The following is a 24,522-nucleotide window of genomic DNA, read 5'->3' on the forward strand; positions in this document are numbered from 1 at the left end:
ATGCTAGGCTTGACCGAAGTTAAACAGGGGACCGGGCATGGCCTATCTGCAGTGGACCGAGAATCTCAGTGTCGGCATTCCGCGCATGGACGAGCACCACAAGAAACTCGTCGAGCTGATCAACCAGGTGTTCGACGCCATGAGCGGCGACGCCGCCTCGGCCGTGGACAGCGTGCTGGCCGACCTGCTCGACTACACCCGCTATCACTTCTCCGAGGAAGAGAAGCTGCTGGCCGCCTGCGCCTATCCCGACCTGGCCGAGCACCAAGAGGTGCATCGCTCCATGGTCAAGGAGGTGCTGGACATGCGCAGCCGCCACCTGGCCGACCCGGCCTCGGTGACCGCGTCGGAGACCCTGGACTTCCTGTCCAAGTGGCTGATGCGCCACATCATCGGCAAGGATCTGCGCTATCGGCCCTATGCCGAGAACCATCCGCTGGCGTGAGCCTTCGGCATCCATGATCCGGCCCATTCTCGCCGTGATGGTTCTGTCACTGCCCCTGGCACCAGCCGGCGCCGGAGAGACGGCCTGTGCCGACAGCCCGATGCGGGTGGGGGAGTGCTTCACCGTTCATGGCCGGCTGACTACCTGCGGGGGTGTCCCCACCGCCCGGATCTGGGTGGTCGGAACCAAGCGGGTTCTCGGTGTGGTGGCCGCCAATTCCCATCCGGCGGGAGACCATATCCTGCCCCCGTCCCTGGATCGGGCCATGGCCTCGGAGATTCCGTGTTCCAGGGCGGCCTATGGCGACTTCGCCGTCTGCCCCTTAAGCCCGGACCAGCCGGGCGTCATGCGCCGCGTCTGCCTGACGGATGCCCGCAAGCTGGTGTTCAGGGACTGGTAGTACCGTCGTCCTTGCCCGCCGGCTCGTAAAGCTGGCGGACGATGAACAGCGGGCGACCCTTGACCTCGTCGAACACCCGGCCGAGATAGTCGCCGATGATGCCCAGGGTCAGCAGCTGGATGCCGCCCAGGAACAGCACCGACATCAGGGTGGATTCATAGCCCGGCACGTCGATGCCCCAGATCATGGTGCGGATCAGGCGGAAGACGATGTAGAGGAAGGCCAGGGACGAGACCATGGCCCCCACCCAGCCCCAGACGCGCAGCGGGAAGTTGGAGAACGAGGTCAGGCCGTCGAAGGCGAAGCCCAGCAGCTTCAGCGAATTGAACTTGGTGGTTCCCGCCGCCCGTTCGCCCTGGTGATAGATGATCTCCGCTTGGCGATAGCCCACCCAGGCGAAGATGCCCTTCATGAAGCGCGAGCGCTCGGGCATCTGGTTGATGGTATCGACCACCTTGCGGTCCATCAGGCGGAAGTCGCCCACCTCGCGTGGCAGGCGGACGTCGGACAGGTGGTCGAACACCCAGTAGAAGCCCTTGGCGAAGATCTTTTCCGACAGGCCCTGGCCGGTGCGGGCGTCGCGCCGGGCGAACACCACCTCGTAGCCGTCCCGCCACTTGGCCAGCATGTGGGCGATGGCCTCGGGCGGATGCTGCAGGTCGGCATCCATGGGCACCACCGCTTGGCCCCGGCTGTGGAACAGCCCGGCCGACAATGCCTTCTCCTTGCCGAAATTGCGCGACAGATCGATGACTCTGAGGCGCGACTCGCCCTTTTGCAGGTCCAGCAGCCGGTCGAGGGTGTCGTCCCTGGATCCGTCATTGATGCAGATGACTTCGAATGAGACGCCCAGCCCCTCCAGCGCCGGCAGCAGCCGGGCGAACAGCAAAGGAACATTTTCCCCTTCGTTGTAGCAGGGGATGACCACCGACAGGGTGGGAGCAGAATTCTGATTGACGGCCGCTGTCATGGGGACTGTCCCGATTGATCGATTTCCAAGCATGGCACTACCTGCACTTTGGGGCAACGCAGCTTTGCGGGCATTTTTATCTCTGCAGACTTGCCCGGAACGCTGGTCCATGGCAGGGTCCGCACCATATATCGACCGTTCCGAGGCCTTGTCCCATGATCAAGTCCGTGCTGTTGCCCCTGATGGTGGCTTTGGGGCTTATGGCCGCTTCCGAAGCGCGCGCCCATGCCGTCCTGGTGGAATCCTCGCCGCCGGCCGAGGCCGAGGTGGTGGGTGCCAAGGTGGAGTTCCATCTGCGCTACAACAGCCGCATCGACGCCCGGCGGTCGCGCCTGGCGCTCAAGGGGCCGGCGGGATCCAAGACCCTGCCGCCGCAGCAAGGCGAAAACGAGGCCGAACTGGTCGCCCGCGTCGAGGGACTGGCGCCCGGGCGCTATATCCTTTTCTGGGACGTGCTGTCGGTGGACGGCCATGTCAGCCGGGGCCAGGTTCCCTTTCTGACCATCGCACCTTAGGGGACGTCGCCATGCTGACCACTCTGCCTCCCGACATCCTCGCCTTTTTCGCCGTGATCCTGCGCGGTCTCCAACTGACCGCCCAGTCGGTGATCCTGGGCGGCGTGCTGTTCCTGCTGGGCTTCACCCGGCCCATGGCGCTGAAGCTGGGCGGCCGGGCCGCCGCCCTGGAGCGGACCGGCATGGACTGGACCGCCAAGGCCGGCTTCGCCCTGGTCGTGGTGGCGGGCCTGTCCATCTTTGCCAGCCTCGCTCAATTGGTGGCCGGGCTGGAGATTCAGCCCGCCGACGCCATGGGCGCCGATTTCGTCCAGTGGACCCTGATCATGGCCGTTGCCGCCTTCGCCCTGGCGGTGACGGCGCGCATGGGGGCCAATCCCGCCCAAGTGTCGTCCCTGGCCCTGCTGGCGGTAGTGGTGCTGGGCGCTTCGGTGATGTCCAGCCACGCCTTCGCCCGGGTGGAAGAGCGCAATTACTACATCCTGGCCGACGCCCTGCATCAGGCCGGCGCGTCGCTGTGGATCGGCGGCATTCCCTTCATGCTGCTGGCCCTTTCCAAGGTGACCGGGTCCAAGGACCGCCTGATGGTGGGCATGCGCTTCTCGCATCTGTTCACCGGGGCGGTGGGGCTGCTGCTGCTGGGAGCCGGCATGCTGGCTTGGGGCTACATCTCCACGCCCGGCGCCCTGATCGGCACCGCCTACGGCATCATGACCGGGGCCAAGATCATCCTGCTGTCGGTGCTGCTGCTGCTGGCGGCGCTGAACCGCAAGTCCACCCGGTCCGAGGCCGAGGACAAGGGACAGTTCCGTCTGCGCCGCTTCGCCGAGGTGGAGATCGGCATCGGCATCACCGTGCTGATGATCGCCGCCTCCATGGCCTCGCAGCCGCCGGCGGTGGACCAGCTCCAGTACCAGGCCTCGGTGGGCGAGATCGTCGAGCGCATGGCGCCGGTGCGTCCGCCCCGCGTGGTCAGCCCGCCGTCGGAGCACCTGACCCTGGGCGAGAAGACCGCCGCCAGCGACACGGCCGACAAGATGTGGTCCGAGTTCAACCACAACTGGGCCGGCATCTTCGTCTTCGCCATGGGCCTGGGCGCCATGGCCAACCGCATGGGAGTGAAGGCGGCGCGGCACTGGCCGCTGCTGTTCCTGGTAATCGGCGGCGCCATCATCATCCGCTCGGACCCGGAAAGCTGGCCCATCGGCCCCAGGGGCTTCTTCGAGACCCTGGCCGACCCCGAGGTGTTCCAGCACCGGGTGGTGGGATTGCTGCTGTTCCCCTTCGGCCTGTTCGAATGGGCGGTCCGCACCGGACGCCTGAAGAGCGAGCGCGCCGCGCTGATCTTCCCCATCCTGTGCGCGGTGGGCGCCGGGCTGCTGCTGGTGCACAACCACACCCTCACCGACGTCAAGGAGCGCTTTCTGATCGAATTCAGCCATATTCCCATGGGCCTGTTCGGCGTCCTGTCGGGCTGGCTGCGCTGGCTGGAGATCCGGGGCGACGGGCGCGCCAAGCAAGTTGCGGGGTTGCTGTGGCCCCTCTGCTTCTCCATGGTGGGCGTGCTGCTGATGTTCTACCGGGAATTGCCGTAGCAGCCGGGGGAGGAGCAGGGACCATGCGCAACCGCATCACTATCCTGCTCCTGACTCTGGCGACCGTGGCGCTGTCGGCGGCGGCGGCCGGCGTGGCGGGCTATTGGTACATCAAGCCCACTGTGATCACCCTGGCGGTGTCCCCCGATCCATCGCCCGAATACCGCTTCGCCCGCAAGCTGGCCGATGTGCTGGCCCAGAATCGCGCCTCCATCCGCCTGGAACTGATGATTGCCGAGAGCGGGCAGCAGGCCATGGCCCGGCTGTCCCAGAGCGATGCCGACCTCGCCCTGGTGCGCAGCGACGACCGCCGGATTCCGCCCATGGCCCGGTCCGTGGCCGTTCTGGAAGAGCAGGTCCTGCTGCTGATCACTCCGTCCAAGAGCAAGGTCAGGTCGCTGGGCGATCTGGCGAAGCGGCATACCCTGGTGATGGACCGCGACGGCCGCAACGAAGCCCTGTTCCGCCGCCTGATGGAGCAGTACCGCCACGATGGCCGCCCCGCCTCGGTCACTGTCGTGCCGCCCGGAACGCCCCTGGCCCCACGCCTGGGGCCGGGGGGCGGGATCGATGCCGCCATCCTGCTCATGCCGCTGTCACGGCTGTCAGGGCCGGAGGATTTCGCGGCCATGGAACGGGACTTCAAGGGCTTTTCCGTCCAGGCCATCACCGACGCCAAGGCGCTGGAGCGCAAGATTCCCGGCCTTTACGCCGAAACCATCGAGGCGGGATTGCTGTCGGGCTCGCCGCGCATTCCCGACGAGGATCTGGACACGGTGGCGGTGCAGCGGCTGCTGGTGGCTCGCGCCAAGCTGCCCGAGCAACACGTGGTGGAGGTGATGCGCGCCCTGTTCGAGAACGGGCGCCAACTGGCGGTGGAACAGACCTTCGCCACCCGCATCGAGCCGCCGTCCACCGAGAAGGCGGCCCTGATCGCCATCCATCCCGGCGCCCAGCAATATGTGAGCGGCGAGATCAAGACGCTGTTCGACCGCTACGCCGACGTGGTCTTCATTGGGCTCTACGCCGCCGGTATCCTGGGGTCGGGCGCGGTCGCCCTCTACGGCATGGTGTTTCGCCGCGCCCCCGTCCACGCCGGTAGTCGCGCCCATACCCTGGCGGCGCTGCGCGAGCGGGCGCGGGCCGCCCGCGATGGCCAGGAATTGGACGCCGTCGAGATGGAGATCGAGGCCGTTCTGGATGGCGTGCTGTCGGGCCTGGCTGACGGGGCCATTTCGCCACGCGGCCTGGAAGGCTTCCGACTGGCCTACGACGCCGCTCGCGACGCGGTGGCCGCATCCCGGCGGATGATTGCTCACCCAACCACGTAGCTGAGCCGCACCACGCCGTTGATATAGGTCTTGGCCCCCAGCAGGGTCATACGGTCGCCGCGGTCGCTGGGCAGGAACAGCGGGCGGCCCTTGCCCAGCAGCACCGGCATGATGAACAGGTCGAAATGACCGATGGCGCCCAGGTCGAGAAAGGCGCGCAGGGCCTTGGCGCCGCCCGCCACCCAGATGTCGCCGTCCGGCGAGGCCTTCAACTCGGCGACCAGTTGGGCGAGATCGCCCAGCCAGGGCTCCACATTATCGGGGGCGGTCTCCATGGAGCGCGAGGTCACCACGATGCAGCGCTTGTCGCCGTGGGGCCAGTGCCCCATGGCGTGCAGGTGCTCGTAGGTGGTGCGGCCCATCACCACCGTGCCGATGTGTTCCATGAACTCGTCGAAGCCGTAATCGATGGCGTCGAACGGCTTCAGCCAGGCGATGGACCCGTCCGAATCGGCGATGTAGCCGTCCAGGCTGGCGGCGATATAGGCGCGGAAGCCGGCGGCCATTCCCTATTCGGCCGCCTTGGGCAGGTAGGCCGAGACGTCCACGGAATCCACCTGCTCGGGCCGCAGGTACTTTTCCGCGTAGTCCTTCCAGACGCCCGAGGTCAGGAACAACTCCCACAATTCCTTGTCGATGTGCTGGTCCTTGACCATGAACGACATGATCTTGAGGGATTCCGACAGGGTCTTGGGCTTCTTGTAGGGGCGGTCGGCGGCGGTCAGCGCCTCGAAGATGTCGGCCACCGCCATCATGCGAGCGGGCAGCGACATCTCTTCGCGCTTCAAGCCCTTGGGATAGCCGGTGCCGTCCATCTTCTCGTGGTGGCCGCCGGCCCACTCGGCGACGCGGGCCAGATTCTTGGGGAAGGGCAGGGCCTTCAGCATGAAGATAGTCTGGACGATGTGGTCGTTGATCTTGAACCGGTCCTCTGCGGTCAGCGTGCCGCGCCCGATGGCCAGATTGTACAGCTCGCCCAGATTGTAGCGGTTCTCCAGCGGCTTCATCTTGAAGCCCTCGGCGTCGTAGCGCGCCGTGTCCACGTTGATCTCGTGGGGGATGACGTGCCAGTCCTTGTCGGCCAGCATCTTCTCGGTGACCGGTGGCTTGGGCTCGTCGCCGGTGCGCCGGCGCATTTCGTCCAGGGACAGCCCCATGGTGTCGTCCAGCGTCCGCACCCAGGTGCGCTCGGCGATGGCTTTCAGCCGCTCGACCTTGTCGGGCGCCATGAACTCGCCGCCCACGTTGCTTTCGGCCACGAAGGCGAAGTCGTCGTCTAGGGCGGCCAGTTCCGCGTCCATGCGGGCCTTCAGGGTCTCGGACTTCTCCTCGCCGGCCACCAGGCCTTCAAGGTAGGTGATCACCGCGTCGCGCTTGGCCACCTCGAAGCGCATACGCACTTCGTGAATGCGGTTGTAGATGGTCTCCAGCTTGGTGGCCTTGTCGACGATGTATTCCGGCGTGGTGACCTTGCCGCAATCGTGCAGGCCGCCCGCCACCTCCAGCTCGTACCACTCGTCTTCGGTCAGGGAGAAGTCGGCGAAGGGGCCTTCGGTCTGATCGCACGCCGCCTGGGCCAGCATGAAGGTGATGGCCGGCACCCGGTGGCAGTGCCCGCCGGTATAGGGGCTCTTGGCGTCGATGGAGCCGGCGATCACCTGAATGAAGCTCTTGAACAGGTTCTTCTGGGCCTCGATCAGGCGCTGGTTGTCCAGCGCCACCGCCGCCTGGGAGGCCAGAGCCTCGATCAGCGGGGTGATGTCGGGGCCGAACTCCACGATGCGGTTGCGACCGTCGCGGGCGTTGATCAGCTGCAGGACGCCGATCACCTCGCCCTCGTAGTTCTTTAGCGGCACGGTGAGGAAGGATTTGGAGCGGTAGCCGGTCTTGGTGTCGAAGGCCTTGGTGCCGCTGAAATCGTATTTGTCCACGTCATAGGCGTCGGCGATATTGACCGTCTGGCCGGTCAGCGCGCACGAGCTGGACACGTTCTTGTGGTTGGGCTGGCCCTGGTCGTTATATAGGCGCAGTGGCGGGAACGGGATCGGCTTACCCGTGGTGCCGCCCATGGCGATGTTCAGCGTGTCGTTGAGCATGATCTCGAAGCGGAGGCCGTCCTTGGCCTCGGTCATCAGGTAGAGCGTGCCGCCGTCGGCGTTGCACATGCTCTTGGCGCCCGAGAGGATCTTCTCCATCAGCCGGTTGTGATTGCGCTCGGCCGACAGGGCGATGCCCAGCTCGATCAGTGTCCGGTAGCGTTCTTCTTTTTTATGTACCGAAGCCATAGGCAGCCATCCCCCTTAGGGATAATCAAGCGGTAACCCTACCCAAGCCTACGCCGAAACGACCCGGGCGTGAAGTCGGGTGAAAGCACTACATATTATCACATTTGTGTCGGATGATTATCTGGGGCATCTCGGTCTTGACGACAAGGCGGGATCGTACTCCCCTGGGGGCCGGACCACAGGAGAGCCCCTATGCCCTACGAATCCCTGCGCGACTTCATCGCCCGCCTGGAAAAGGCCGGACGGCTGAAGCGGGTGAGCGCGCCGGTATCGCCCCATCTGGAAATGACCGAGATTCAGACCCGCCTGCTGGCCGAGGGTGGCCCGGCGGTGCTGTTCGAGAATGTGGTGCGCGACGATGGCTCGAAATATTCCATGCCGGTGCTGGTCAACCTGTTCGGGACGGTGGAGCGGGTCGCCTGGGGTATGGACCGCGAACCGCATCAGCTGCGCGAAGTGGGCGAGACCCTGGCCTTCCTGAAGCAGCCGGAACCGCCGGGCGGCTGGCGCGAAGCCCTGGAGATGCTGCCCCTGGCCAAGACCGTGATGGCCATGCGGCCCAAGACGGTGGGCTCGGCGCCCTGCCAGCAGGTGGTTCTGACCGGCGATCAGGTGGATCTGTCCCAGCTTCCCATCCAGGGCTGCTGGCCGGGCGAGCCGGCGCCGCTGATCACCTGGCCGCTGGTGGTGACCCAGGGGCCGAATCCCGACGGCGACAAGCGCGATAATTTCAACCTCGGCATCTACCGCATGCAGGTGACGGGGAAGAACACCACCCTGATGCGCTGGCTGAAGCACCGGGGCGGCGCCCAGCATTTCCAGCGCTGGGGCCAGGAGAAGCGCCAGCCCATGCCGGCTGCCGTGGTGATCGGTGCCGATCCCGGCACCATCATCGCCGCCGTGACGCCGGTGCCCGAGACCCTGTCCGAATACCAGTTTGCCGGCCTGCTGCGCGGCAAGAAGCTGGAACTGGTGGATTGCAAGACGGTGCCGCTCAAGGTCCCGGCCGAGGCCGAGATCGTGCTGGAGGGCCACGTCATGCTGGACGAGCACGGGCCGGAAGGCCCCTACGGTGACCATACCGGCTATTACAACTCGGTGGAGGAGTTCCCGGTCTTCCGCATCTCGGCCATCACCATGCGCCGAGATCCCATCTACCTCTCCACCTTCACCGGACGGCCGCCGGACGAGCCCTCCGTGCTGGGCGAAGCGCTGAACGAGGTGTTCATTCCGCTGCTGGCGCAGCAATTTCCCGAAATCGTCGATTTCTGGCTGCCGCCCGAGGGTTGTTCCTACCGGATCGCCGTGGTTTCCATCAAGAAGGCCTATCCCGGTCACGCCAAGCGGGTGATGTTCGGCATCTGGAGCTTTCTCAAGCAGTTCATGTACACCAAATTCGTCATCGTGGTGGACGACGACATCGACGCGCGCAATTGGAAGGACGTCATGTGGGCCATCTCGACCCGCATGGACCCGGCCCGCGACATCACGGTGGTGGAGGGTACCCCCATCGACTATCTCGACTTCGCCAGCCCGGAAAGCGGCCTGGGCGGCAAGCTGGGTCTGGACGCCACCAATAAATGGCCGCCGGAAACCCACCGGGAATGGGGCGAGAAGATCAAGATGAGCGGTGACGTGGTCGACCGGGTCAGCCAGCGCTGGGCCGAATACGGATTGCCGGGATCGGGAAAGCCCATCTGGCGATAGGCATATTGGGGACTACTCCACCTTTCATACATATACGGGCGTGGTAGTGATTGAGCGCTAAGGTATAATCCTCCCCCAGGGATCGGGCCTGTTGGGGGAGACTGATCAATGCGCCTGCGCATCGTGCTGGCAGCCGCCGTGCTGGCGGCCTTTACCATGTTGATGTCCGTCGCGCCGGCCATGGCTGGCTGCTCGGGGGAGACCATCCGTCCGGATCTGGCGGACCGTTGGAAGGATGCCGCCGGCAAGCCGCGCTGGCCCAACGAGGATTGGAGCGGAGGCCTCAATGTCACGATTCTGCTGCTCCCGGGCACGGTGATCGACCGGTTCGGCTGCGACGACGGCAATCGCTTCAGCCCGCAGGGGACGCCGTTCGCCGCCAGGGCCTTGCCCTATGACTGCAGCCGGGAGTCTTATAGCAGCTACCGGGTGCTCCGGCCGTTTCCGGTCAAGTCGGCCGAGGCTCAGGGATGGTTTGGGCTGCGGGGTGGCGCCGTCCAATATCGTACCACGGTCAGCGCCAGAGAGTTGCTGGCGGACGGTACCCTCGAACCGATCGAGTCCGCCCGCCCGTCCTGCGCCTGACTCTTTAAGAGAAACTCTTTTCGAATACAATGTGAATTGGTTGTGATTGCGTGACACACATCGACGATTGAGTCATTCTCTCCCCACCAACAGGGGAGAGAATGACATGCGCGTCCCGACGCTTCTTGCCGCCGCCTTCGTGCTGGTTCTGGCCGCAATCGCCCCCGCCCGGGCCGATTGCACCGCACCGGAAATCCGCTCCGACATCGCCGCGCAATGGAAGGACGGCAATGGTAATCTGCGCTGGCCGCCCAATGACGGGGCGGCCGGGGCCATCACGCCGGTGGTGCTGGCGCCCGGCATGATCCTCGACCGTTTCGGCTGCGAGGGCGGCAATTACTTCAGCCCCAGGGGCACGGCTTTTGCCGCCCGGGCGCTGCCCTATGTCTGCGCCACCGCGCCCTACTACACCTATCGGGTGACGCGGCCGCTGTTGGCCTGGACCGCCAAGGCGGCGCCGTGGTTCGACCAGAAGGGTGGCGCCACCCAGTTCCAGACCGATGCCAGCGTGGCGCAGCTTCTGGCCGACGGGGTGATCGAGGCGGTCAAGGCCGACCGGCTGGCCTGCGGCAAGTAGGGCTCAGCGGCGTTCGGCGAAAAAGCGGCTGAGCAGACTGGCGCTCCGACGTTCCTCCAGCCCGCCATAGACCTCGGGGCGGTGGTGGCAGGTGGCATGGTCGAAGACCTTGGCCCCGTGCTCGACGCCGCCGCTCTTGGGGTCGTAGGCGCCGAAATACAGCCGGCGGATGCGGGCCAGGGAAATGGCCGCCGCGCACATGGGGCAGGGCTCCAGGGTGACGTAGAGGTCGCAATCCTCGAGCCGCTTGTCGCCCAGGAAAAGCGTGGCGGCACGCAGCGCCAGCATTTCGGCGTGCGCCGTGGAATCGCCCAGTTCCTCGACGCGGTTGCCCGCCTGGGCGATCACCTGGCCGTCCTTGACGATCACCGCGCCCACCGGCACCTCGCCGCGGGCGCTGGCGGCTTCGGCCTCGGCCAGGGCCAGGGTCATGAAGCCGGGGCCGGACACTAGCGCTTGGCCGCCACCAGATCGGAGCGGGCCATGCGGCGCAAGCTGATTTCCAGCCGGGCATCGGCCTTGGCGATCTCCATCAGGGCGTCGCGGGTGAAGTCGATATGGGCCTCGGCGGCGGCCTTGGCGGCGTCGGGGTCGCCGGCCATCACCGTCTGATAGACGGCACGGTGCTGCTCCAGCAGCAGTTCGCGCACGCCCTGGCGCTGATAGAGCTTGGCGCGGTTGTAGAACACGTCCTTGCGCAGCATGTCCGACAGCGAACGCATGATGTGCAGCATCACCAGATTGTGGGACGCCTCGTAAACCGCCAGATGGAAATCGGCATCGGTCTCCGCTTCGTCGCTGGAATCGTCCTTCTGGTGGGCGATCTCCATCTTCTCGAAACATTCGCGGATCAGGTCGCGGTCCACGTCGGTGCCGCGCAGTGCCGCGAAATAGGCGGCCGAGCCCTCGACGAAACGGCGGAACTCCAGATAGTCGAAGGTGGTCTCCGGCCGCGACGCCAGGGCCGAGTACAGGGGCTCGGTAAAGCCCTCGCCCAGCAATGGCGCGACGAAGGTGGCGCCGCCGCGCCCCGACTTCAGCAGGCCGCGCTTTTCCAGCTTTTCCAGCGCCTCGCGCAAGCTGGGCCGGGACACGTCGAAACGCAGGGCCAACTCGCGCTCGGCCAGCAGGCGCTCGCCCGGCTTCAGGCTGCCCTCCAGGATCAGCTGTTCCAGGTGATCCGCGATGGTGTCCGCCAGCTTGGCGGGCCGAATCGGTTCGGTCATGTCTCGCCCTCGATCTACCCGCCCTGTCTAGCCACCCTTCCGGGTCGTGTAAAGACGGCAGTGAGCCATGGTAGCCTGATCGACAGTGTTTACAACAGTGGTAAAAAGTTTTATCCAGCGACACGTCGTCGATAAAAAGGATGAACCATGATCCCCTCCGCCTCGGGCAAGCCTCCTTTCGCCAAGCTGCTGGTCGCCAATCGCGGCGAGATCGCCATCCGCATCTGCCGCGCCGCCACCGAGCTGGGGCTGGCCACGGTGGCGGTGTATTCCACCGAGGACCGCTTCGCGCTGCATCGCTTCAAGGCGGACGAAAGCTATCTGATCGGCAAGGGCAAGGGACCCATCGAGGCCTACCTCTCCATCGACGAGATGATCCGGGTGGGCAAGGAGGCCGGATGCGACGCGGTGCATCCCGGCTACGGCTTCCTGTCGGAGAATCCCGACTTCGCCGACGCGGTGAGGGCGGCTGGCATGGCCTTCGTCGGTCCCAGTTCCGACGTCATGCGCCTGCTGGGCAACAAGGTGGCGGCGCGTGCCCTGGCGGAAAAGGCCGGGGTGCCGGTGATGCCGGCCACCGGGCCGCTGCCCGCCGATCTGGTCGAGTGCAAGCGCCAGGCGGCGGCGGTGGGCTATCCCCTGATGCTCAAGGCCAGCTGGGGCGGCGGCGGGCGCGGCATGCGGGTGATCGAGGCCGAGACCGAGCTGGAGGAATTGCTGGCGGTGGCGCGGCGCGAAGCCAAGGCCGCCTTTGGCAATGACGAGGTCTATCTGGAAAAGCTGGTGCGCCGGGCGCGCCACGTGGAGGTGCAGATCCTGGGTGATTCCCAGGGCAATCTGGTCCATCTCTACGAGCGCGACTGCTCGGTCCAACGCCGGAACCAGAAGGTGGTGGAGCGGGCGCCCGCCCCCTATCTCGACGGCCGCCAGCGCTCCGAGCTGTGCGAGACCGCCGTGCGTCTGGCCCGCGCCGCCGCTTACGAGAATGCCGGCACCGTCGAGTTCCTGATGGACATGGAGACGGGCGCTTTTTACTTCATCGAGGTCAATCCCCGCGTCCAGGTGGAGCACACGGTGACCGAGGTGGTCACCGGCATCGACATCGTCAAGGCGCAGATCCGCATCGCCGGCGGCGCGCCCATCGGGGCGCCGGGCTCGGACGTGCCCAAGCAGGCCGAAATTCCCTTGAACGGCCACGCCATCCAGTGCCGGATCACTACCGAGGACCCGGCCAACAACTTCATTCCCGATTACGGCCGGATCAGCGCCTATCGCGGCGCCAACGGCTTCGGCATCCGCCTTGACGGCGGCACCGCCTTTTCCGGCGCGCTGATCACCCGCTACTATGATTCCCTGCTGGAGAAGGTCACCGCCTGGGCGCCGACGCCGGAAGAGGCCATCGCCCGCATGGACCGGGCGCTGCGCGAGTTCCGCATCCGCGGTGTCGCCACCAACCTGACCTTCCTGGAAGCGGTGATCGAGCATCCCAAATTCGTGGGCTGCGCCTACACCACCCGCTTCATCGACGAGACGCCCGAGCTGTTCGCCCGCCAGGATCGCCGCGACCGCGCCACCAAGGTGCTGTCCTTCGTCGGCGACGTCATGGTCAACGGCAACCCGGACGTGGCCGGCCTGAAGCGCCCTGCCGCGACTCACCGGCCCGATCTGCCGGCCTTCCCCGCGAGTGAGCCGCCGGCCGGCACCCGGCAATTGCTGGACCGCCTGGGAGCCGAGGGGCTGGCCAAGTGGATGCTGGAGCAAAAGCGGGTGCTGATCACCGACACTACCATGCGCGACGCCCACCAGTCGCTGTTCGCCACCCGCATGCGCAGCCATGACATGCTGGCGGCGGCTCCGGCCTATGCCCGGCTGCTGCCCGGCCTGTTCTCGGTGGAATGCTGGGGCGGGGCCACCTTCGACGTGGCCATGCGGTTTCTGCGCGAAGACCCGTGGGAGCGCCTGCGGGCCTTCCGAAGCGCCATGCCCAACCTGCTGCTGCAGATGCTGCTGCGTTCGGCCAATGCGGTGGGCTACACCAATTATCCCGACAACGTGGTCCGGCAGTTCGTGGCCCAGGCGGCCGAGAACGGCGTCGACGTGTTCCGGGTCTTCGACTCGCTCAACTGGGTCGGCAACATGCACGTGGCCATGGACGCGGTGCGGGAGTCGGGCAAGCTCTGCGAGGCGGCCATCTGCTACACCGGCGACATCTTCGACAGCGCCCGGCCCAAATACGACCTCAAATACTATGTCGGTCTGGCCAAGGAACTGGAGAAGGGCGGCGCCCACATCCTGGGCATCAAGGACATGGCGGGGCTGGCGCGGCCGCGCGCCATCTCGGCCTTGGTCAGCGCGCTGAAGCAGGAGACCGGCCTGCCCATCCACTTCCACACCCACGATACCTCCGGCCTGTCGGCGGCTTCGGTGCTGGCGGCGGTGGAGGCCGGGGTGGACGCGGTGGACGCCGCCATGGACGCCATGAGCGGGCTGACCAGTCAGCCGCCGCTGGGCTCCATCTGCGCGGCGCTGGCCGGCCACGAGCGCGATCCCGGCCTCGACCAGGGGGCGCTAAACGGCCTGTCGCGCTACTGGGAGGGGGTGCGGTCCCTCTACGCCCCCTTCGAGGCCGACATCCGGTCGGGCACCGCCGAGGTCTATCTGCACGAGATGCCGGGCGGGCAGTACACCAATCTGCGCGCCCAGGCCCGCTCGCTGGGCGTCGAGCAGCATTGGGACTGGGTGGCCAAGGCCTATGCCGACGTCAACGCCATGTTCGGCGACGTGGTCAAGGTCACCCCCACCAGCAAGGTGGTGGGCGACATGGCCCTGATGATGGTGACCAGCAACCTGACCCCGGCGGACGTGCTGGACCCCGACAAGGAGATCGCCTTCCCCGAATCGGTGGTGTCGTTCTTCAAGGGCGACCTGGGCCAGCCCACCGGCGGCTTCCCCGCCGCCTTGCAGAAGAAGGTGCTGGGCGTCGCCAAGCCCATCACGGTGAGGCCCGGTGCGGTGCTGCCGCCCGCTGATCTCGACGCGGTGCGCGCCGAGGCCGAGAAGAAGGCCGGGCGCAAGCTGAGCGATGCCGAATTGGCCTCCTACCTGATGTATCCCAAGGTGTTCGCCGATTTCGCCGCCCACCAGCGGCAATATGGCGATGTCTCCGCCCTGCCCACCGACGTGTTTTTCTGGGGCATGCAGCCCGGCCAGGAGATCGCCATCGACCTGGAAAAGGGCAAGAGCCTGATCGTGCGCTATCTCGCCACGGCGGAAGCCGAGGAAGATGGCTCGCGCAAGGTGTTCTTCGAACTGAACGGCCAGCCGCGCACCGTGCGCGTTTTCGACCGCAAGGTGGCGCCGGCCAGGGCGGCGCGGCCCAAGGCCGAAGCGGGCAATGCCGACCATGTGGGCGCTCCCATGCCCGGCCTGGTGGTGTCCGTTGCCGTCCATGCGGGCCAAGCGGTGGACAAGGGCGACCTTCTGGTCTCCATCGAGGCCATGAAGATGGAAACCGCGGTGCGCGCCGATCGGGCCGGCACCGTGGCTTCGGTCGCCGTCACCCCCGGGGTCCAGGTGGAGGCCAAGGATCTGCTGGTGATCATGGCGGGATAGGTTCCTTCTTGCCTTGCCGCAAAGGATGTGGCACTTCCGCTCCCGAGGGCGAATCCGTCGGGAGCGGAGGAGCGGTTTGCGGGGGAACGATATGGACGGGGACGCCGGGAGGTCCTATCGGCTGACGGTGCTCGCCCTGGCCGGCTTGGCGCTGGTCCTGCTGGCCTATCCGCTGGCACGGATTTTCTGGGACTTCGAGATCGACAATACCGAGGGCTGGAACGCCTTCCTGCAATTGCGCGCCATCGGTGGATTGCCGCTGTATGACACCGGCTCGCCCTATTTCTTCAACAACTATCCCCCTCTGTCGTTTTATCTGGTGGGGGTCCTGTCCAAGCTGGTGGGCGATGCCAATCTGGCCGGCCGGATGGTCTCGCTTTCGGCGACGCTGGTGGTTTGCCTGGCGGTGCGCTCCATCGTCCGCTCGGCGGGGGCGTCGCGGCTGGACGGGTGGTTCGCCGCCATCACCTGCGCCCTGTTTTTCGGCTGCCTGCTCACCGATCACGTGGGCAAGAACAACCCCCAGATGCTGGCTCATGCCTTCGTGCTGAGCGGCCTGGCCGTCTATCTGAAGGGCGAGGCCGATGCCCGCCGCGCCGCGCTGGCCGCCCTGCTGTTCTCGGCCGGAGTGCTGGTCAAGCACAACCTGATCTGCCTGCCTCTGCTGGTGGGCGCCGACATTCTCGTCCGCGGGCCGGTGCGCGCCCGGCTGGCCTATTTTATGACCGGTGCGGGGATAGCCGCCGCCAGCGGCCTGCTGCTCTGGCTGCTGACCGGCCCGGTGTTCTTCAACCAGCTTCTGGCGTCGCGCACCTGGGACATCACCCGGGCGTTTCTGTTCACCACTGAAATCCTCGGCCAGTTTCAGGCGCCAATGGCCCTGGTCGGACTGGGTCTTCTGGCGTTGCGGCGGACCCGTCCCGCCGGGCTGGTCCTTGCCTATGTGGCCTGTGGACTGGCCCTGGGCGCGGTGTTTTCCGGAGGCGCGGGAACCGACGTCAACGTCTTCTTCGACGTCTATATCGGTCTGGCCATCGGGGCGGGGCTGGTGGTGCATCTGACGCCCCAGCCCATGGCGCGGCCGGTGATGGCGCTGATCATCAATGCGGGTGTGCTGGCCTATGCCCCGGCGGCGCTCGGACGGTTCGGGGTGGAGATGCTGGGCGAGCTTTCCGCCCGCGAGACCCTGTTTCACGACGACGTGGCATATCTGAAGAGCATCAGGGGGACGGCCCTGTGCCAGTCGCATCTGCTGTGCCTCAGGGCCGGCAAGCCGGCTTTCTATGATCCCATCAACATGCTGCAGGCCATGGTCAAGGGGCGCCTGCCCGCCGACACCCTGACCGGCATGCTGCGGCGGCACGAGATCGCCGTGGTGGAGCTGATCGATCCGCCCAAGCATATGGAAGACGACAATCCGGGCGCCCTGGTGCCGCCGCCGCGCTGGATGGATTTCCAGGACGAGGTTTTCCCGGTGCTGCTTCAGGAATATGAATTGGACCGGGTCAGCCTGTCGGGCCGCTTTTACCGCCCGAAGCGGAGTAGCTGACCCCGGTCAGCACCAGCCCGGCGGCGGGGGCGGTCGGTCCGCCCTTGGTGCGGTCGCGGGCCTCCAGCACCTTGGCCATGTCGTCGGGGCTCCACTTGCCCTCGCCCACCAGCTTTAGGGTGCCTACCATGTTGCGCACCTGATGGTGCAGGAACGAGCGGGCCTCGGCCACGATGCGGATTTCCTCGCCGACCCGGGTCACGTCCAGCACGTCCAGGGTCTTCATGGGGCTTTTCGCCTGGCATTCCGAGGCGCGGAAGGTGCTGAAGTCGTGGTGGCCCAGCAGGCGCCTCGCCCCCTCGGCCATGGCCTCGGCATCCAGCGCCACCGGCACCCACCAGGCCCGGTGCTGGTCCAGTGCCAGGGGTGCCCGCCGGTTGACGATGCGGTAGAGATAGGCCCGTCCCACCGCCGAAAAACGGGCGTGGAAGTCCTCGTCCACCAGCTCCGCGGCCACCACCGCCACCGGCTTGGGCTTCATGTGGTAGTTGAGGGCGTCGCGCACCGTGTCGGCGGGGTAGTCCCGGGGCAGGTCCACATGGGCCACCTGGCCGGTGGCGTGCACCCCGGCATCGGTGCGCCCGGCCGCATGCAGGGTGCAAGGCACGCCGCACAGCTTCTCGACGGCCTTTTCCAGTATGCCCTGGACCGACAGACCCTTGTCCTGGCGCTGCCAGCCATTGAAGGGGGTGCCGTCGTATTCGACGAGCAGGCGGTAGCGGGGCATTAGCCCAGCACCGTGCCCTTGGGGATGGCGTGGCCGCGCAGCATCTCCGAGGCGGTCATGGGGGCCTTGCCGGCCCGCTGCACCTTGAGCGGACGCAGGGCGAACTTGCCGCAGGCGATGGTGAGCTGGTCGTCGAGAACCGTGCCGGGGGCGCCTGAACCGGGTGTCACCGCCGCCTCGAGGACCTTGATGCGCTCGCCCGCCATCTCGAACCACACGCCGGGCCAGGGGTTCAGGGCGCGGACCTTGCGGTCCAGTTCCACCGCATTCCGGCGCCAGTCCAGCAGCCCCTCCTCCTTGGCCAGCTTGTGGGCGTAGGTCACGCCCTCCGCCGGCTGGGGCGTGGCGGCCGGGGGCTCGTCATCCTCCAGTCTGGCCAGGGTCTCGACGATCATGCGCGCCCCCATGGCGGCCAGCATGTCGTGCAGCCAGGGCGCCGTGGTGTCCGGGGCCAGCAGGATGCTTTCCCGTGACAGCATGGCGCCGGTGTCCAGTCCGGCATCCATCTGCATGATGGTGATGCCTGTCTCGGCGTCGCCGGCCAGGATGGCCCGCTGGATGGGGGCGGCACCCCGCCAGCGCGGCAGCAGCGAGGCGTGGACGTTGAGGCAGCCCAGGCGCGGCGCGTCCAGCACCGCCTGGGGCAGGATCAGGCCATAGGCCGCGACCACCGCCACATCGGCCTCCAGGGCGGCGAACTCGGCCTGGGCCTCCGCCGGCTTCAGGCTTTTGGGCGTGCGGACCGGAATGCCCCGCTCGTGGGCGAAGGCGTGAACCGGGGTCAGCTGTTCCTTGTGGCCGCGCCCGGCGGGGCGGGGCGGTTGGGAGTAGACGCAGATCACCTGATGCCCGGCCTCGATCAGCGAGTCGAGGATGGGGACCGAGAAGTCCGGCGTCCCCATGAACACCAGCTTCATTCCGATTCCTTCCGGGCCTTGAGCAGCTTGCGCAGGATCATGTTGCGCTTCAGCGAGGACAGGTGGTCGATGAACAAGATGCCGTCCAGGTGGTCCATCTCGTGCTGCACCACCGTGGCCAGCAATCCGTCGGCGAGGATTTCCTGCTTGGCGCCGGTCTCGTCGAGATAGCGGACCTTGACCGAAGCCGGACGCACCACGTTGGAATAGTGCTCGGGCACCGACAGGCACCCCTCCTCATAGGTGTTGTCCTCGTCGGACGCCCAGACGATCTCGGGATTGACCATGCGGATGGGGGCGCGATCCTCTTCCTTGCGGCCGATATCCATGACGATGACGCGCTCCAGCACGCCGATCTGGGGCGCGGCCAGCCCGATGCCCGGCGCGTGGTACATGGTGTCCAGCATGTCGGCCAGCAGGGTGCGGATGCGGTCGTCCACGGTGGCGACGGGCTTGGACTTGGATTTCAGCACCGGATCGGGCGCGGTGAGGATGGGCAGCACGGCCATGATGGAACTTTCGATGAAATCTCTCCCGTCCGACATAGGCCGGGTCGGGGGCGAGGTCAAGCACGCTTCCCCAGGAAGAGCATGCGGCGTAAAAGGAAGTCATGACCGACACCGATTCCCGCCCCCGTTTCCGCCTGTTCGTCGAAGCCCCCCTTTCGGCCGGAATGGCCGTGGCGCTGACCCGCGACCAGACCCATTACCTCGCCTCGGTGATGCGGGCGGCGGTGGGCGAGCTTGTGCTGCTGTTCAACGGCCGCGACGGCGAATGGCTGGCCCGCATCGCCGCCCTGGCCAAGGCCGGCGCCGCCCTGGTCCCTGAATCCCAGACCCGTCCCCAGGCGCCCGAGCCCGATCTCTGGCTGCTGGCCGCGCCGCTGAAGAAGGACCGCACCGATCTGGTGGTGGAAAAGGCGGCGGAACTGGGCGTCTCGCGCCTTTGGCCGGTGTTCACCCGGCGCACCAATGCCGGGCGGGTCAACGCCGACCGCCTGCATGCCCATCTGGTCGAAGCGGCCGAGCAATGCGAGCGTCTGACCGTCCCCGATCTGGCCGAGCCCGCCGCCCTGGACAAGGTGCTGGCCGGCTGGCCCGCCGAAAGGGTGCTGCTGTTTCTGGACGAGGGCGGGGGCGGCGTGCCCCTGGCCGAGGTGCTGAACGGCCTGTCCGGCCAGAAACTGGCCCTGCTGGTCGGTCCCGAAGGCGGTTTCGACGGCGAGGAGCGCCGTCTGATCGCCTCCAGGCCCTTCGCCCGGGCCGTGGGGCTGGGGCCGCGCATCCTCAGGGCCGAGACGGCAGCCATCGCCGCCCTGGCGGTGGTGCAGGCGCTGAACGGCGACTGGCAGTCCCCGCCCCGGACCTAGCCTTCGTCTGTCCGCGTTGAAGCGGGGCGTCAGATATTTTGTGTATATAAAATAACACAAAAGTAGTTTGCCTGAATCTGGTCAGGGAGGGCGGCGTCAAATAATGGGAAACTGGGTATGTTAACTCTGTGTAAAAGCCTGATGGTCAAAAAGATCGTTTTGTGACGAACGCATTGCATTCTGTCTATTATCCGCTCTTCGAATGGCGGCATGCATAATTATTGGTACAAAAGCCTCTGCCTCATCCTTAAGTTTGCGGTGTGCTGAAAAATTGGGCGCCAGCAGGCTCCCGAGAATGCCATCGCCGGAGGCCTGGAATGCCGAGTGTCGCCACCATCAGGGGCAAGCTGACCGCCCTTGCCGTTACCGTTGCCGTCGTGCTTGGCGGACTTTCGCTGGGCTGGGGCGTCGTGTTGAGCGAGCTGAAGGTCAACGGGCCGGTTTATGGCCGCATTGTTCAGGCCAAGGATCTGGTGGCCGATATCCTGCCGCCGCCCGAATACATCATCGAATCCTATCTGGTCGCTTCGCAGGCGCTAGCCGCCGAGCCGTCGAAGCTGGCGCCTTTGAAAGAGGCCATGATCCGCCTGCGCAGGGATTACGACGACCGTCATCAATATTGGCAGGGCCAGGATCTGGAGGCCTCGGTTCGGGATGGGCTGCTGGTGGAGTCCTACAAGCCGGCGGTTCAATTCTTCGATCACGCCTTTTCCACCTACTTTCCCGCCCTGGAGAAAGGTGACCGCGAGGCCGCCCGTGCCTCGTTCGCCGTCCTGGGCGGCCTTTACGCCACTCACCGCGCTGCCATCGATACCCTCGTAACCCGCTCGGACGCCCTGTCCAAGGCGGTGGAGGCCCAGGCCGCGGCCAGCGAATCCAGCTACAAGCTGCTGGTGATCGTTCTCACCCTTGCCTCGGCTCTGGCGGCGCTGGCGCTGGTGATCGGCATGTCGCGGGCGATCGTCGCTCCCATGGCGCGGCTGGGCGAGGCGGTGGGGCGTCTGGGTGGCGGCGCGCTCGATGCCGGGGTGCCGGAGACCGAACGCGTCGACGAGATCGGCCCCCTGGCCCGTGCCCTGGACGGCTGGCGCCAGGGGTTGATCGCGGCCGAGGCCCGCCGCCGGGACGAGGCCGAGGAGCAGTCCCGGCTTCAGGCCCGCCAGCGGCGGGTCGAGGCGGCCACCCGGCGCTTCGACGAGGCGATCATCACCATGCTGGCGCGAATCCGGGACTCCGCCGAGAACCTGCACGCCGCGTCCAACAGCCTGTCGGCCAATGCCGAACAGACCCATGCCCAGGGTGCCGCCGTCTCGGCCGCCACCGAGCAATCGGCGGCCAGCGTCGAAAGCGTCGCTTCGGCCGGCAACCAGCTCTCCTCCTCCATCGAGGAGATCTCCTCCCAGGTCCGCCAGTCCAGCGCCATCGTGGCGGCGGCGTCGCATGAAGCCGAGGCCGCCAACGGCCGTATCGCCGGCCTGACCGAGGCCGTCGAACGCATCGGCCAGGTGCTCAGCCTGATCAACGACATCGCGTCCCAGACCAATCTGCTGGCCTTGAACGCCACCATCGAATCGGCCCGGGCCGGCGAGGCGGGCAAGGGATTCGCCGTGGTCGCCCATGAGGTGAAGAATCTCGCCGGTCAGACCTCGCGGGCCACCGAGGATATCGCGCGGCAGATCGCCGCCGTGCGCGACGAGGCCGGGACTGCCGTGGCCGCCCTGGCCGGCATCGCCCAAACCATCGCCCGCATCAACGAGATGTCGGCCTCCATCGCCGGCGCCGTCGAGCAGCAGGGCGCGGCGGCTTCGGAGATCTCGCGCAATGTGGAACAGGCCGCCGCCGGGTCGCGTGAGGTGGTGCACAACATCACCGGCGTGGTGGGGGCCGCCGGGGAAACCGGCGCCATGGCCCGCAACGTGTTCGCCGCCGCCAACCAGCTTCTGGGGCAAAGCACCGAGCTGGAGCGCGAGGTCGCCGCCTTCCTGCGGGAGATGGCCGCCTGAGCGGGCCTCGTGCGGCCGGGTTGAGGTGAGGCTTGGATTCCGGGGGCGGCTGGTGCCATGATGCCGCCCCCAAATCCCCTGAGGAATCGACGCCCATGCCGCCCCGCGCCAATCCCTTGAAGCTCAATGCGCTGCAGTTGAAGACCCTGGTGCTGTTCCAGGAACTGGCCCGCCATCCCGAGACCTCCACCCGCATGGACAGCGGCGAGGTGTTCCTGTCGGCCCTGCCCCATCCCCACGGCAACCACTTCCACGTGGGCCGCAAGGTGGTGATGAGCAAGGACGCCTCCGGCCTCGCCAACGGCGCCGTCTGGGTGGCGCTGGAGCGCAAGGGCCTGATTCGCGCCAGCTTCCCCATGGCGGTCACCCTGACCCCCGCCGGGCTGGATTACGAGACCGGTATCGCCGACGAAATCCTCCACGGCTCGGATCACTGATTCTTGTCCCTCGCCGGGCGGGTGCTCGCGCACCCTTGGCCGCCGCCTCAATGGCGGCTGGAAACCGGTGAAACTAAAGGATTACAGGTTTCATGAGCTACACCGTCCGCGAAATCTTCCACTCGTTGCAGGGTGAGGGCGTGCAGGCCGGTCGTCCGGCGGTGTTCCTGCGCTTTGCCGGCTGCAATCTGTGGAGCGGGCGCGAGGCCGATCGCGAGACGGCCACCTGCCGTTTCTGCGACACCGACTTCGTCGGCGGCGAGAAATACCCCGACGCCCAGGGGCTGGCCGAGGCGGTCAAGGCCGTGGGCGGGGCCACCCGCTACGTGGTGGTGACCGGCGGCGAGCCGGGGCTGCAACTGGACGGGGCGCTGGTCGAGGCGCTGCACGGGCTGGGTTTCGAGGTGGCCATCGAGACCAACGGCACCGTGGAACTGCCGTCCGGTCTCGACTGGGTCTGCGTCAGCCCCAAGGCCGGCACCACCCTCAAGGTGACGCGGGGCGACGAGCTGAAGCTGGTGTTTCCCCAAGCCGGTGCCATGCCCGGGGATTTCGAACACCTGGACTTCGCCTATTTCCTGCTCCAGCCCATGGACGGGCCGGAGCGCGACGCCCATACAAGGGCCGCCATCGGCCATTGCTTGACTCATCCCCGCTGGCGGCTCAGCCTGCAGACCCACAAGATCGTTGGAATACCCTAATGTCCACCTTCCGCGTCCGCCGCCGTATCGAGATCGATGCCGGTCACCGCATCATGACCCACGGCTCCAAGTGCCGGAACCTGCACGGCCACCGCTATGTGGTCGAGGTGGAGTGCGAGGCCTCCCGTCTGCATCCCAGCGGCGAGCAGACCGACATGGTGGTGGATTTCGGCTTCCTCAAGGACGAGATGATGCGGTTGATCGACGCGCCCTGCGATCACGGCTTCATCGCCTCGGCGGCGGATGGGGAATTGCTGGCCCTGTTCGCGCCCCAGGGCGCGGCGGGATGGACCGAATCCATCCTGGCCGAGGTCAAGGCCAAGGGGGCGGCGCTCACCACCAGCACCCGCATGGGAACCAAGCTTTACGTGGTGCCCTTCCAGCCCACCGCCGAATGTCTGGCCAAGCACTGGTTCGAGGTGCTGGTCGCCCCGGTGCGCACCCGCTCGGATTCCACCGCCCGGCTGGTGGCGGTGCGGGTGTGGGAGACTCCCAATTGCATGGCGGAATACGCGCCGGCCTGAGCCCTTTACATTCATAAATCAAGGGGAGGTCTGGCATAAATCAAGGGGAGGTCTGGAGGCTCGCCTCCAGCCGGGGATACGGGGCGGGAGCCCCGCAAGCGGGAGGGGGTCTTGAACCTCAAGCAGCTGGAATATTTCGTGCGCGTCGCCGAGCTGGGCAGCTTCAGCAAGGCGGCCATGGTGCTCGACATCGCCCAGCCCGCCTTGTCGCGGCAGGTGCGGCTGCTGGAGACCGATCTGCGCGCCAATCTGCTGCACCGCACCGGGCGCGGCGTGGCGCTGACCGAGGCGGGCCAGCGGCTGTTCGACCATGCGGTCGGCATCCTGCAATCGGTGGAGCGTGCCACCGAGGACCTGGAATCGGCCCGTGGCGAGCCGGCGGGCCGCATCGTCATCGGCCTGCCGCCCAGCATCGGCCGCCGTCTCATCGTCCCCCTGGTGGAAGGGTTCCGCCAGACTCTGCCCCGGGCGCGGCTGGCCATCGTCGAGGGCCTGTCCACCCATGTCACCGAGTGGATCGCCACCGGGCGGGTGGATCTGGGGCTGGTTCATAATCCCGAGCCCAATCCCGCCATCGAGGTGTCGCGCCTGCTGGACGAGCCGCTGGGGTTGGTGGGGCCCGCCGGTGACGTTCCCGCCACGCTCCGTTGGGCCGAACTGGGGTCCTATCCCCTGATCCTGCCCGAGCGCGGCCACGCCATGCGCCGATTGCTGGAGGCCCAGGCGGCCTTCGCCGAGGTGCGCCTCAAGGTGGTGATGGAGGTCTCGTCCATCCCCTCCATCCTGGATCTGGTGGCGGCCGGCTACGGCCACGCCGTGCTGACCGAGACGGCGCTGGCCTCGTGGCGCCGCGCCGGGGGCTTCAGCCTGCGCCGTCTGGTGGAACCGTCCGTCGCCAGCACCCTGTTCATGGCGGTGTCCGCCCAAAAGCCCATCACCCCCCTGGGACGCCGCGCCATGGCCCTTCTCCAGGATTTGGTGAAAACAGAAATGGGCTGAAACCATTCCAGATATAACAAGTTGCTATAGCTGAAAGTGCCCCGGGGG

24 protein-coding genes are annotated in these 24,522 nt (G+C 66.7%); 16 read left to right on the plus strand and 8 right to left on the minus strand.

From position 1 onward, the window contains the following. The first annotated feature begins 37 nt into the window (after positions 1-37). Positions 38-445, plus strand: a complete 408-nt coding sequence (locus AMB_RS01150; protein ID WP_011382673.1) for a bacteriohemerythrin — start codon at positions 38-40, stop codon at positions 443-445. 13 nt (positions 446-458) lie between these two features. Beyond that, entirely contained in the window at positions 459-845 is a 387-nt protein-coding gene (locus AMB_RS01155; RefSeq protein WP_011382674.1) for a hypothetical protein, read from the plus strand. On the opposite strand, the gene AMB_RS01160 is transcribed toward AMB_RS01155, so the two are convergent. Continuing rightward, positions 832-1,815: a glycosyltransferase family 2 protein gene (locus AMB_RS01160; protein WP_043743090.1), complete on the minus strand. Its 984-nt coding sequence runs from the start codon at positions 1,813-1,815 to the stop codon at positions 832-834. The genes AMB_RS01155 and AMB_RS01160 overlap by 14 nt on opposite strands. 155 nt (positions 1,816-1,970) lie before the next feature. Between AMB_RS01160 and AMB_RS01165 the strand changes: the two genes are divergently transcribed. Genes AMB_RS01165 through AMB_RS01175 form a run of 3 tightly spaced genes read left to right on the plus strand, consistent with a single transcriptional unit; the run spans position 1,971 to position 5,256 of the window. Then, entirely contained in the window at positions 1,971-2,330 is a 360-nt protein-coding gene (locus tag AMB_RS01165) for a copper resistance CopC family protein (RefSeq protein ID WP_011382676.1), read from the plus strand. Positions 2,331-2,341: 11 nt separating this feature from the next. Then, positions 2,342-3,925 carry a copper resistance D family protein gene (locus AMB_RS01170; RefSeq protein WP_011382677.1) on the plus strand — a complete coding sequence of 528 codons (1,584 nt, stop codon included), beginning with the start codon at positions 2,342-2,344 and terminating at the stop codon, positions 3,923-3,925. Positions 3,926-3,948: 23 nt separating this feature from the next. Continuing rightward, positions 3,949-5,256 (plus strand): TAXI family TRAP transporter solute-binding subunit, encoded by a 1,308-nt coding sequence (locus AMB_RS01175; protein ID WP_011382678.1) that lies wholly within the window; start codon positions 3,949-3,951, stop codon positions 5,254-5,256. On the opposite strand, the gene AMB_RS01180 is transcribed toward AMB_RS01175, so the two are convergent. Then, positions 5,241-5,762, minus strand: coding sequence for a dihydrofolate reductase family protein (locus AMB_RS01180; RefSeq protein ID WP_011382679.1), 522 nt, complete (start codon positions 5,760-5,762; stop codon positions 5,241-5,243). The two genes, AMB_RS01175 and AMB_RS01180, sit on opposite strands and share 16 nt — an antisense overlap. Positions 5,763-5,765: 3 nt before the next feature. Then, positions 5,766-7,541, minus strand: a complete 1,776-nt coding sequence (locus AMB_RS01185; RefSeq protein ID WP_011382680.1) for an HD family phosphohydrolase — start codon at positions 7,539-7,541, stop codon at positions 5,766-5,768. Positions 7,542-7,733: 192 nt separating this feature from the next. On the opposite strand from AMB_RS01185, the gene AMB_RS01190 reads away from it, so the two are divergent. The 3 genes from AMB_RS01190 to AMB_RS01200 all read left to right on the plus strand — a co-directional run bounded on the left by AMB_RS01190 (position 7,734) and on the right by AMB_RS01200 (position 10,410). After that, the gene (locus AMB_RS01190; RefSeq protein WP_011382681.1) at positions 7,734-9,248 is read left to right on the plus strand and encodes a UbiD family decarboxylase; all 1,515 of its coding nucleotides are present in this window, start codon (positions 7,734-7,736) and stop codon (positions 9,246-9,248) included. A 108-nt stretch (positions 9,249-9,356) separates the two neighbouring features. Then, entirely contained in the window at positions 9,357-9,833 is a 477-nt protein-coding gene (locus tag AMB_RS01195) for a TNT domain-containing protein (protein ID WP_011382682.1), read from the plus strand. A 106-nt stretch (positions 9,834-9,939) separates the two neighbouring features. Beyond that, positions 9,940-10,410 carry a TNT domain-containing protein gene (locus AMB_RS01200; RefSeq protein WP_011382683.1) on the plus strand — a complete coding sequence of 157 codons (471 nt, stop codon included), beginning with the start codon at positions 9,940-9,942 and terminating at the stop codon, positions 10,408-10,410. A 3-nt stretch (positions 10,411-10,413) separates the two neighbouring features. Here the strand turns inward: AMB_RS01200 and AMB_RS01205 are convergent, their stop codons facing one another. After that, positions 10,414-10,842: a nucleoside deaminase gene (locus AMB_RS01205; protein ID WP_043745765.1), complete on the minus strand. Its 429-nt coding sequence runs from the start codon at positions 10,840-10,842 to the stop codon at positions 10,414-10,416. Between the two features lie 17 nt (positions 10,843-10,859). Further along, a complete protein-coding gene (locus AMB_RS01210) occupies positions 10,860-11,636 on the minus strand; it encodes an FCD domain-containing protein (RefSeq protein ID WP_011382685.1) in 777 nt (258 codons plus the stop codon). Between the two features lie 147 nt (positions 11,637-11,783). On the opposite strand from AMB_RS01210, the gene AMB_RS01215 reads away from it, so the two are divergent. Both AMB_RS01215 and AMB_RS01220 read left to right on the plus strand, forming a co-directional pair. Further along, positions 11,784-15,248, plus strand: a complete 3,465-nt coding sequence (locus AMB_RS01215; RefSeq protein ID WP_011382686.1) for a pyruvate carboxylase — start codon at positions 11,784-11,786, stop codon at positions 15,246-15,248. Between the two features lie 91 nt (positions 15,249-15,339). After that, complete coding sequence (locus tag AMB_RS01220) at positions 15,340-16,797, plus strand: hypothetical protein (RefSeq protein WP_231848941.1); 1,458 nt, start codon at positions 15,340-15,342, stop codon at positions 16,795-16,797. Here AMB_RS01220 and truA read toward each other — a convergent pair. From truA to def, 3 genes are read right to left on the minus strand one after another with little or no spacing between them, the layout of a single operon-like run. Beyond that, positions 16,754-17,524 (minus strand): tRNA pseudouridine(38-40) synthase TruA, encoded by a 771-nt coding sequence (gene truA / locus AMB_RS01225; protein WP_011382688.1) that lies wholly within the window; start codon positions 17,522-17,524, stop codon positions 16,754-16,756. The two genes, AMB_RS01220 and truA, sit on opposite strands and share 44 nt — an antisense overlap. Beyond that, complete coding sequence (fmt, locus tag AMB_RS01230; RefSeq protein ID WP_011382689.1) at positions 17,524-18,441, minus strand: methionyl-tRNA formyltransferase; 918 nt, start codon at positions 18,439-18,441, stop codon at positions 17,524-17,526. The genes truA and fmt overlap by 1 nt, the downstream gene beginning before the upstream one ends. Continuing rightward, on the minus strand, positions 18,438-18,950 hold the full coding sequence (gene def, locus AMB_RS01235) for a peptide deformylase (protein WP_043745773.1): 513 nt from the start codon (positions 18,948-18,950) through the stop codon (positions 18,438-18,440). The genes fmt and def overlap by 4 nt, the downstream gene beginning before the upstream one ends. A 101-nt stretch (positions 18,951-19,051) precedes the next feature. Between def and AMB_RS01240 the strand changes: the two genes are divergently transcribed. The 6 genes from AMB_RS01240 (at position 19,052) to AMB_RS01265 (ending at position 24,474) form a co-directional block, all read left to right on the plus strand. After that, complete coding sequence (locus AMB_RS01240; protein ID WP_011382691.1) at positions 19,052-19,810, plus strand: 16S rRNA (uracil(1498)-N(3))-methyltransferase; 759 nt, start codon at positions 19,052-19,054, stop codon at positions 19,808-19,810. 317 nt (positions 19,811-20,127) lie between these two features. Continuing rightward, the gene (locus tag AMB_RS01245; RefSeq protein ID WP_011382692.1) at positions 20,128-21,813 is read left to right on the plus strand and encodes a methyl-accepting chemotaxis protein; all 1,686 of its coding nucleotides are present in this window, start codon (positions 20,128-20,130) and stop codon (positions 21,811-21,813) included. 95 nt (positions 21,814-21,908) lie between these two features. Further along, positions 21,909-22,250 carry a hypothetical protein gene (locus tag AMB_RS01250; RefSeq protein WP_043743098.1) on the plus strand — a complete coding sequence of 114 codons (342 nt, stop codon included), beginning with the start codon at positions 21,909-21,911 and terminating at the stop codon, positions 22,248-22,250. A gap of 92 nt (positions 22,251-22,342) precedes the next feature. Then, entirely contained in the window at positions 22,343-22,951 is a 609-nt protein-coding gene (gene queE, locus AMB_RS01255; RefSeq protein WP_011382694.1) for a 7-carboxy-7-deazaguanine synthase, read from the plus strand. After that, a complete protein-coding gene (locus AMB_RS01260) occupies positions 22,951-23,475 on the plus strand; it encodes a 6-pyruvoyl trahydropterin synthase family protein (protein ID WP_011382695.1) in 525 nt (174 codons plus the stop codon). Before queE ends, AMB_RS01260 begins: the two co-directional genes overlap by 1 nt. 111 nt (positions 23,476-23,586) lie before the next feature. After that, the gene (locus tag AMB_RS01265) at positions 23,587-24,474 is read left to right on the plus strand and encodes a LysR family transcriptional regulator (RefSeq protein WP_043743099.1); all 888 of its coding nucleotides are present in this window, start codon (positions 23,587-23,589) and stop codon (positions 24,472-24,474) included. Positions 24,475-24,522 lie beyond the last annotated feature (48 nt).

It is taken from the genome of Paramagnetospirillum magneticum AMB-1, from assembly GCF_000009985.1.
Classification (GTDB): domain Bacteria; phylum Pseudomonadota; class Alphaproteobacteria; order Rhodospirillales; family Magnetospirillaceae; genus Phaeospirillum; species Phaeospirillum magneticum.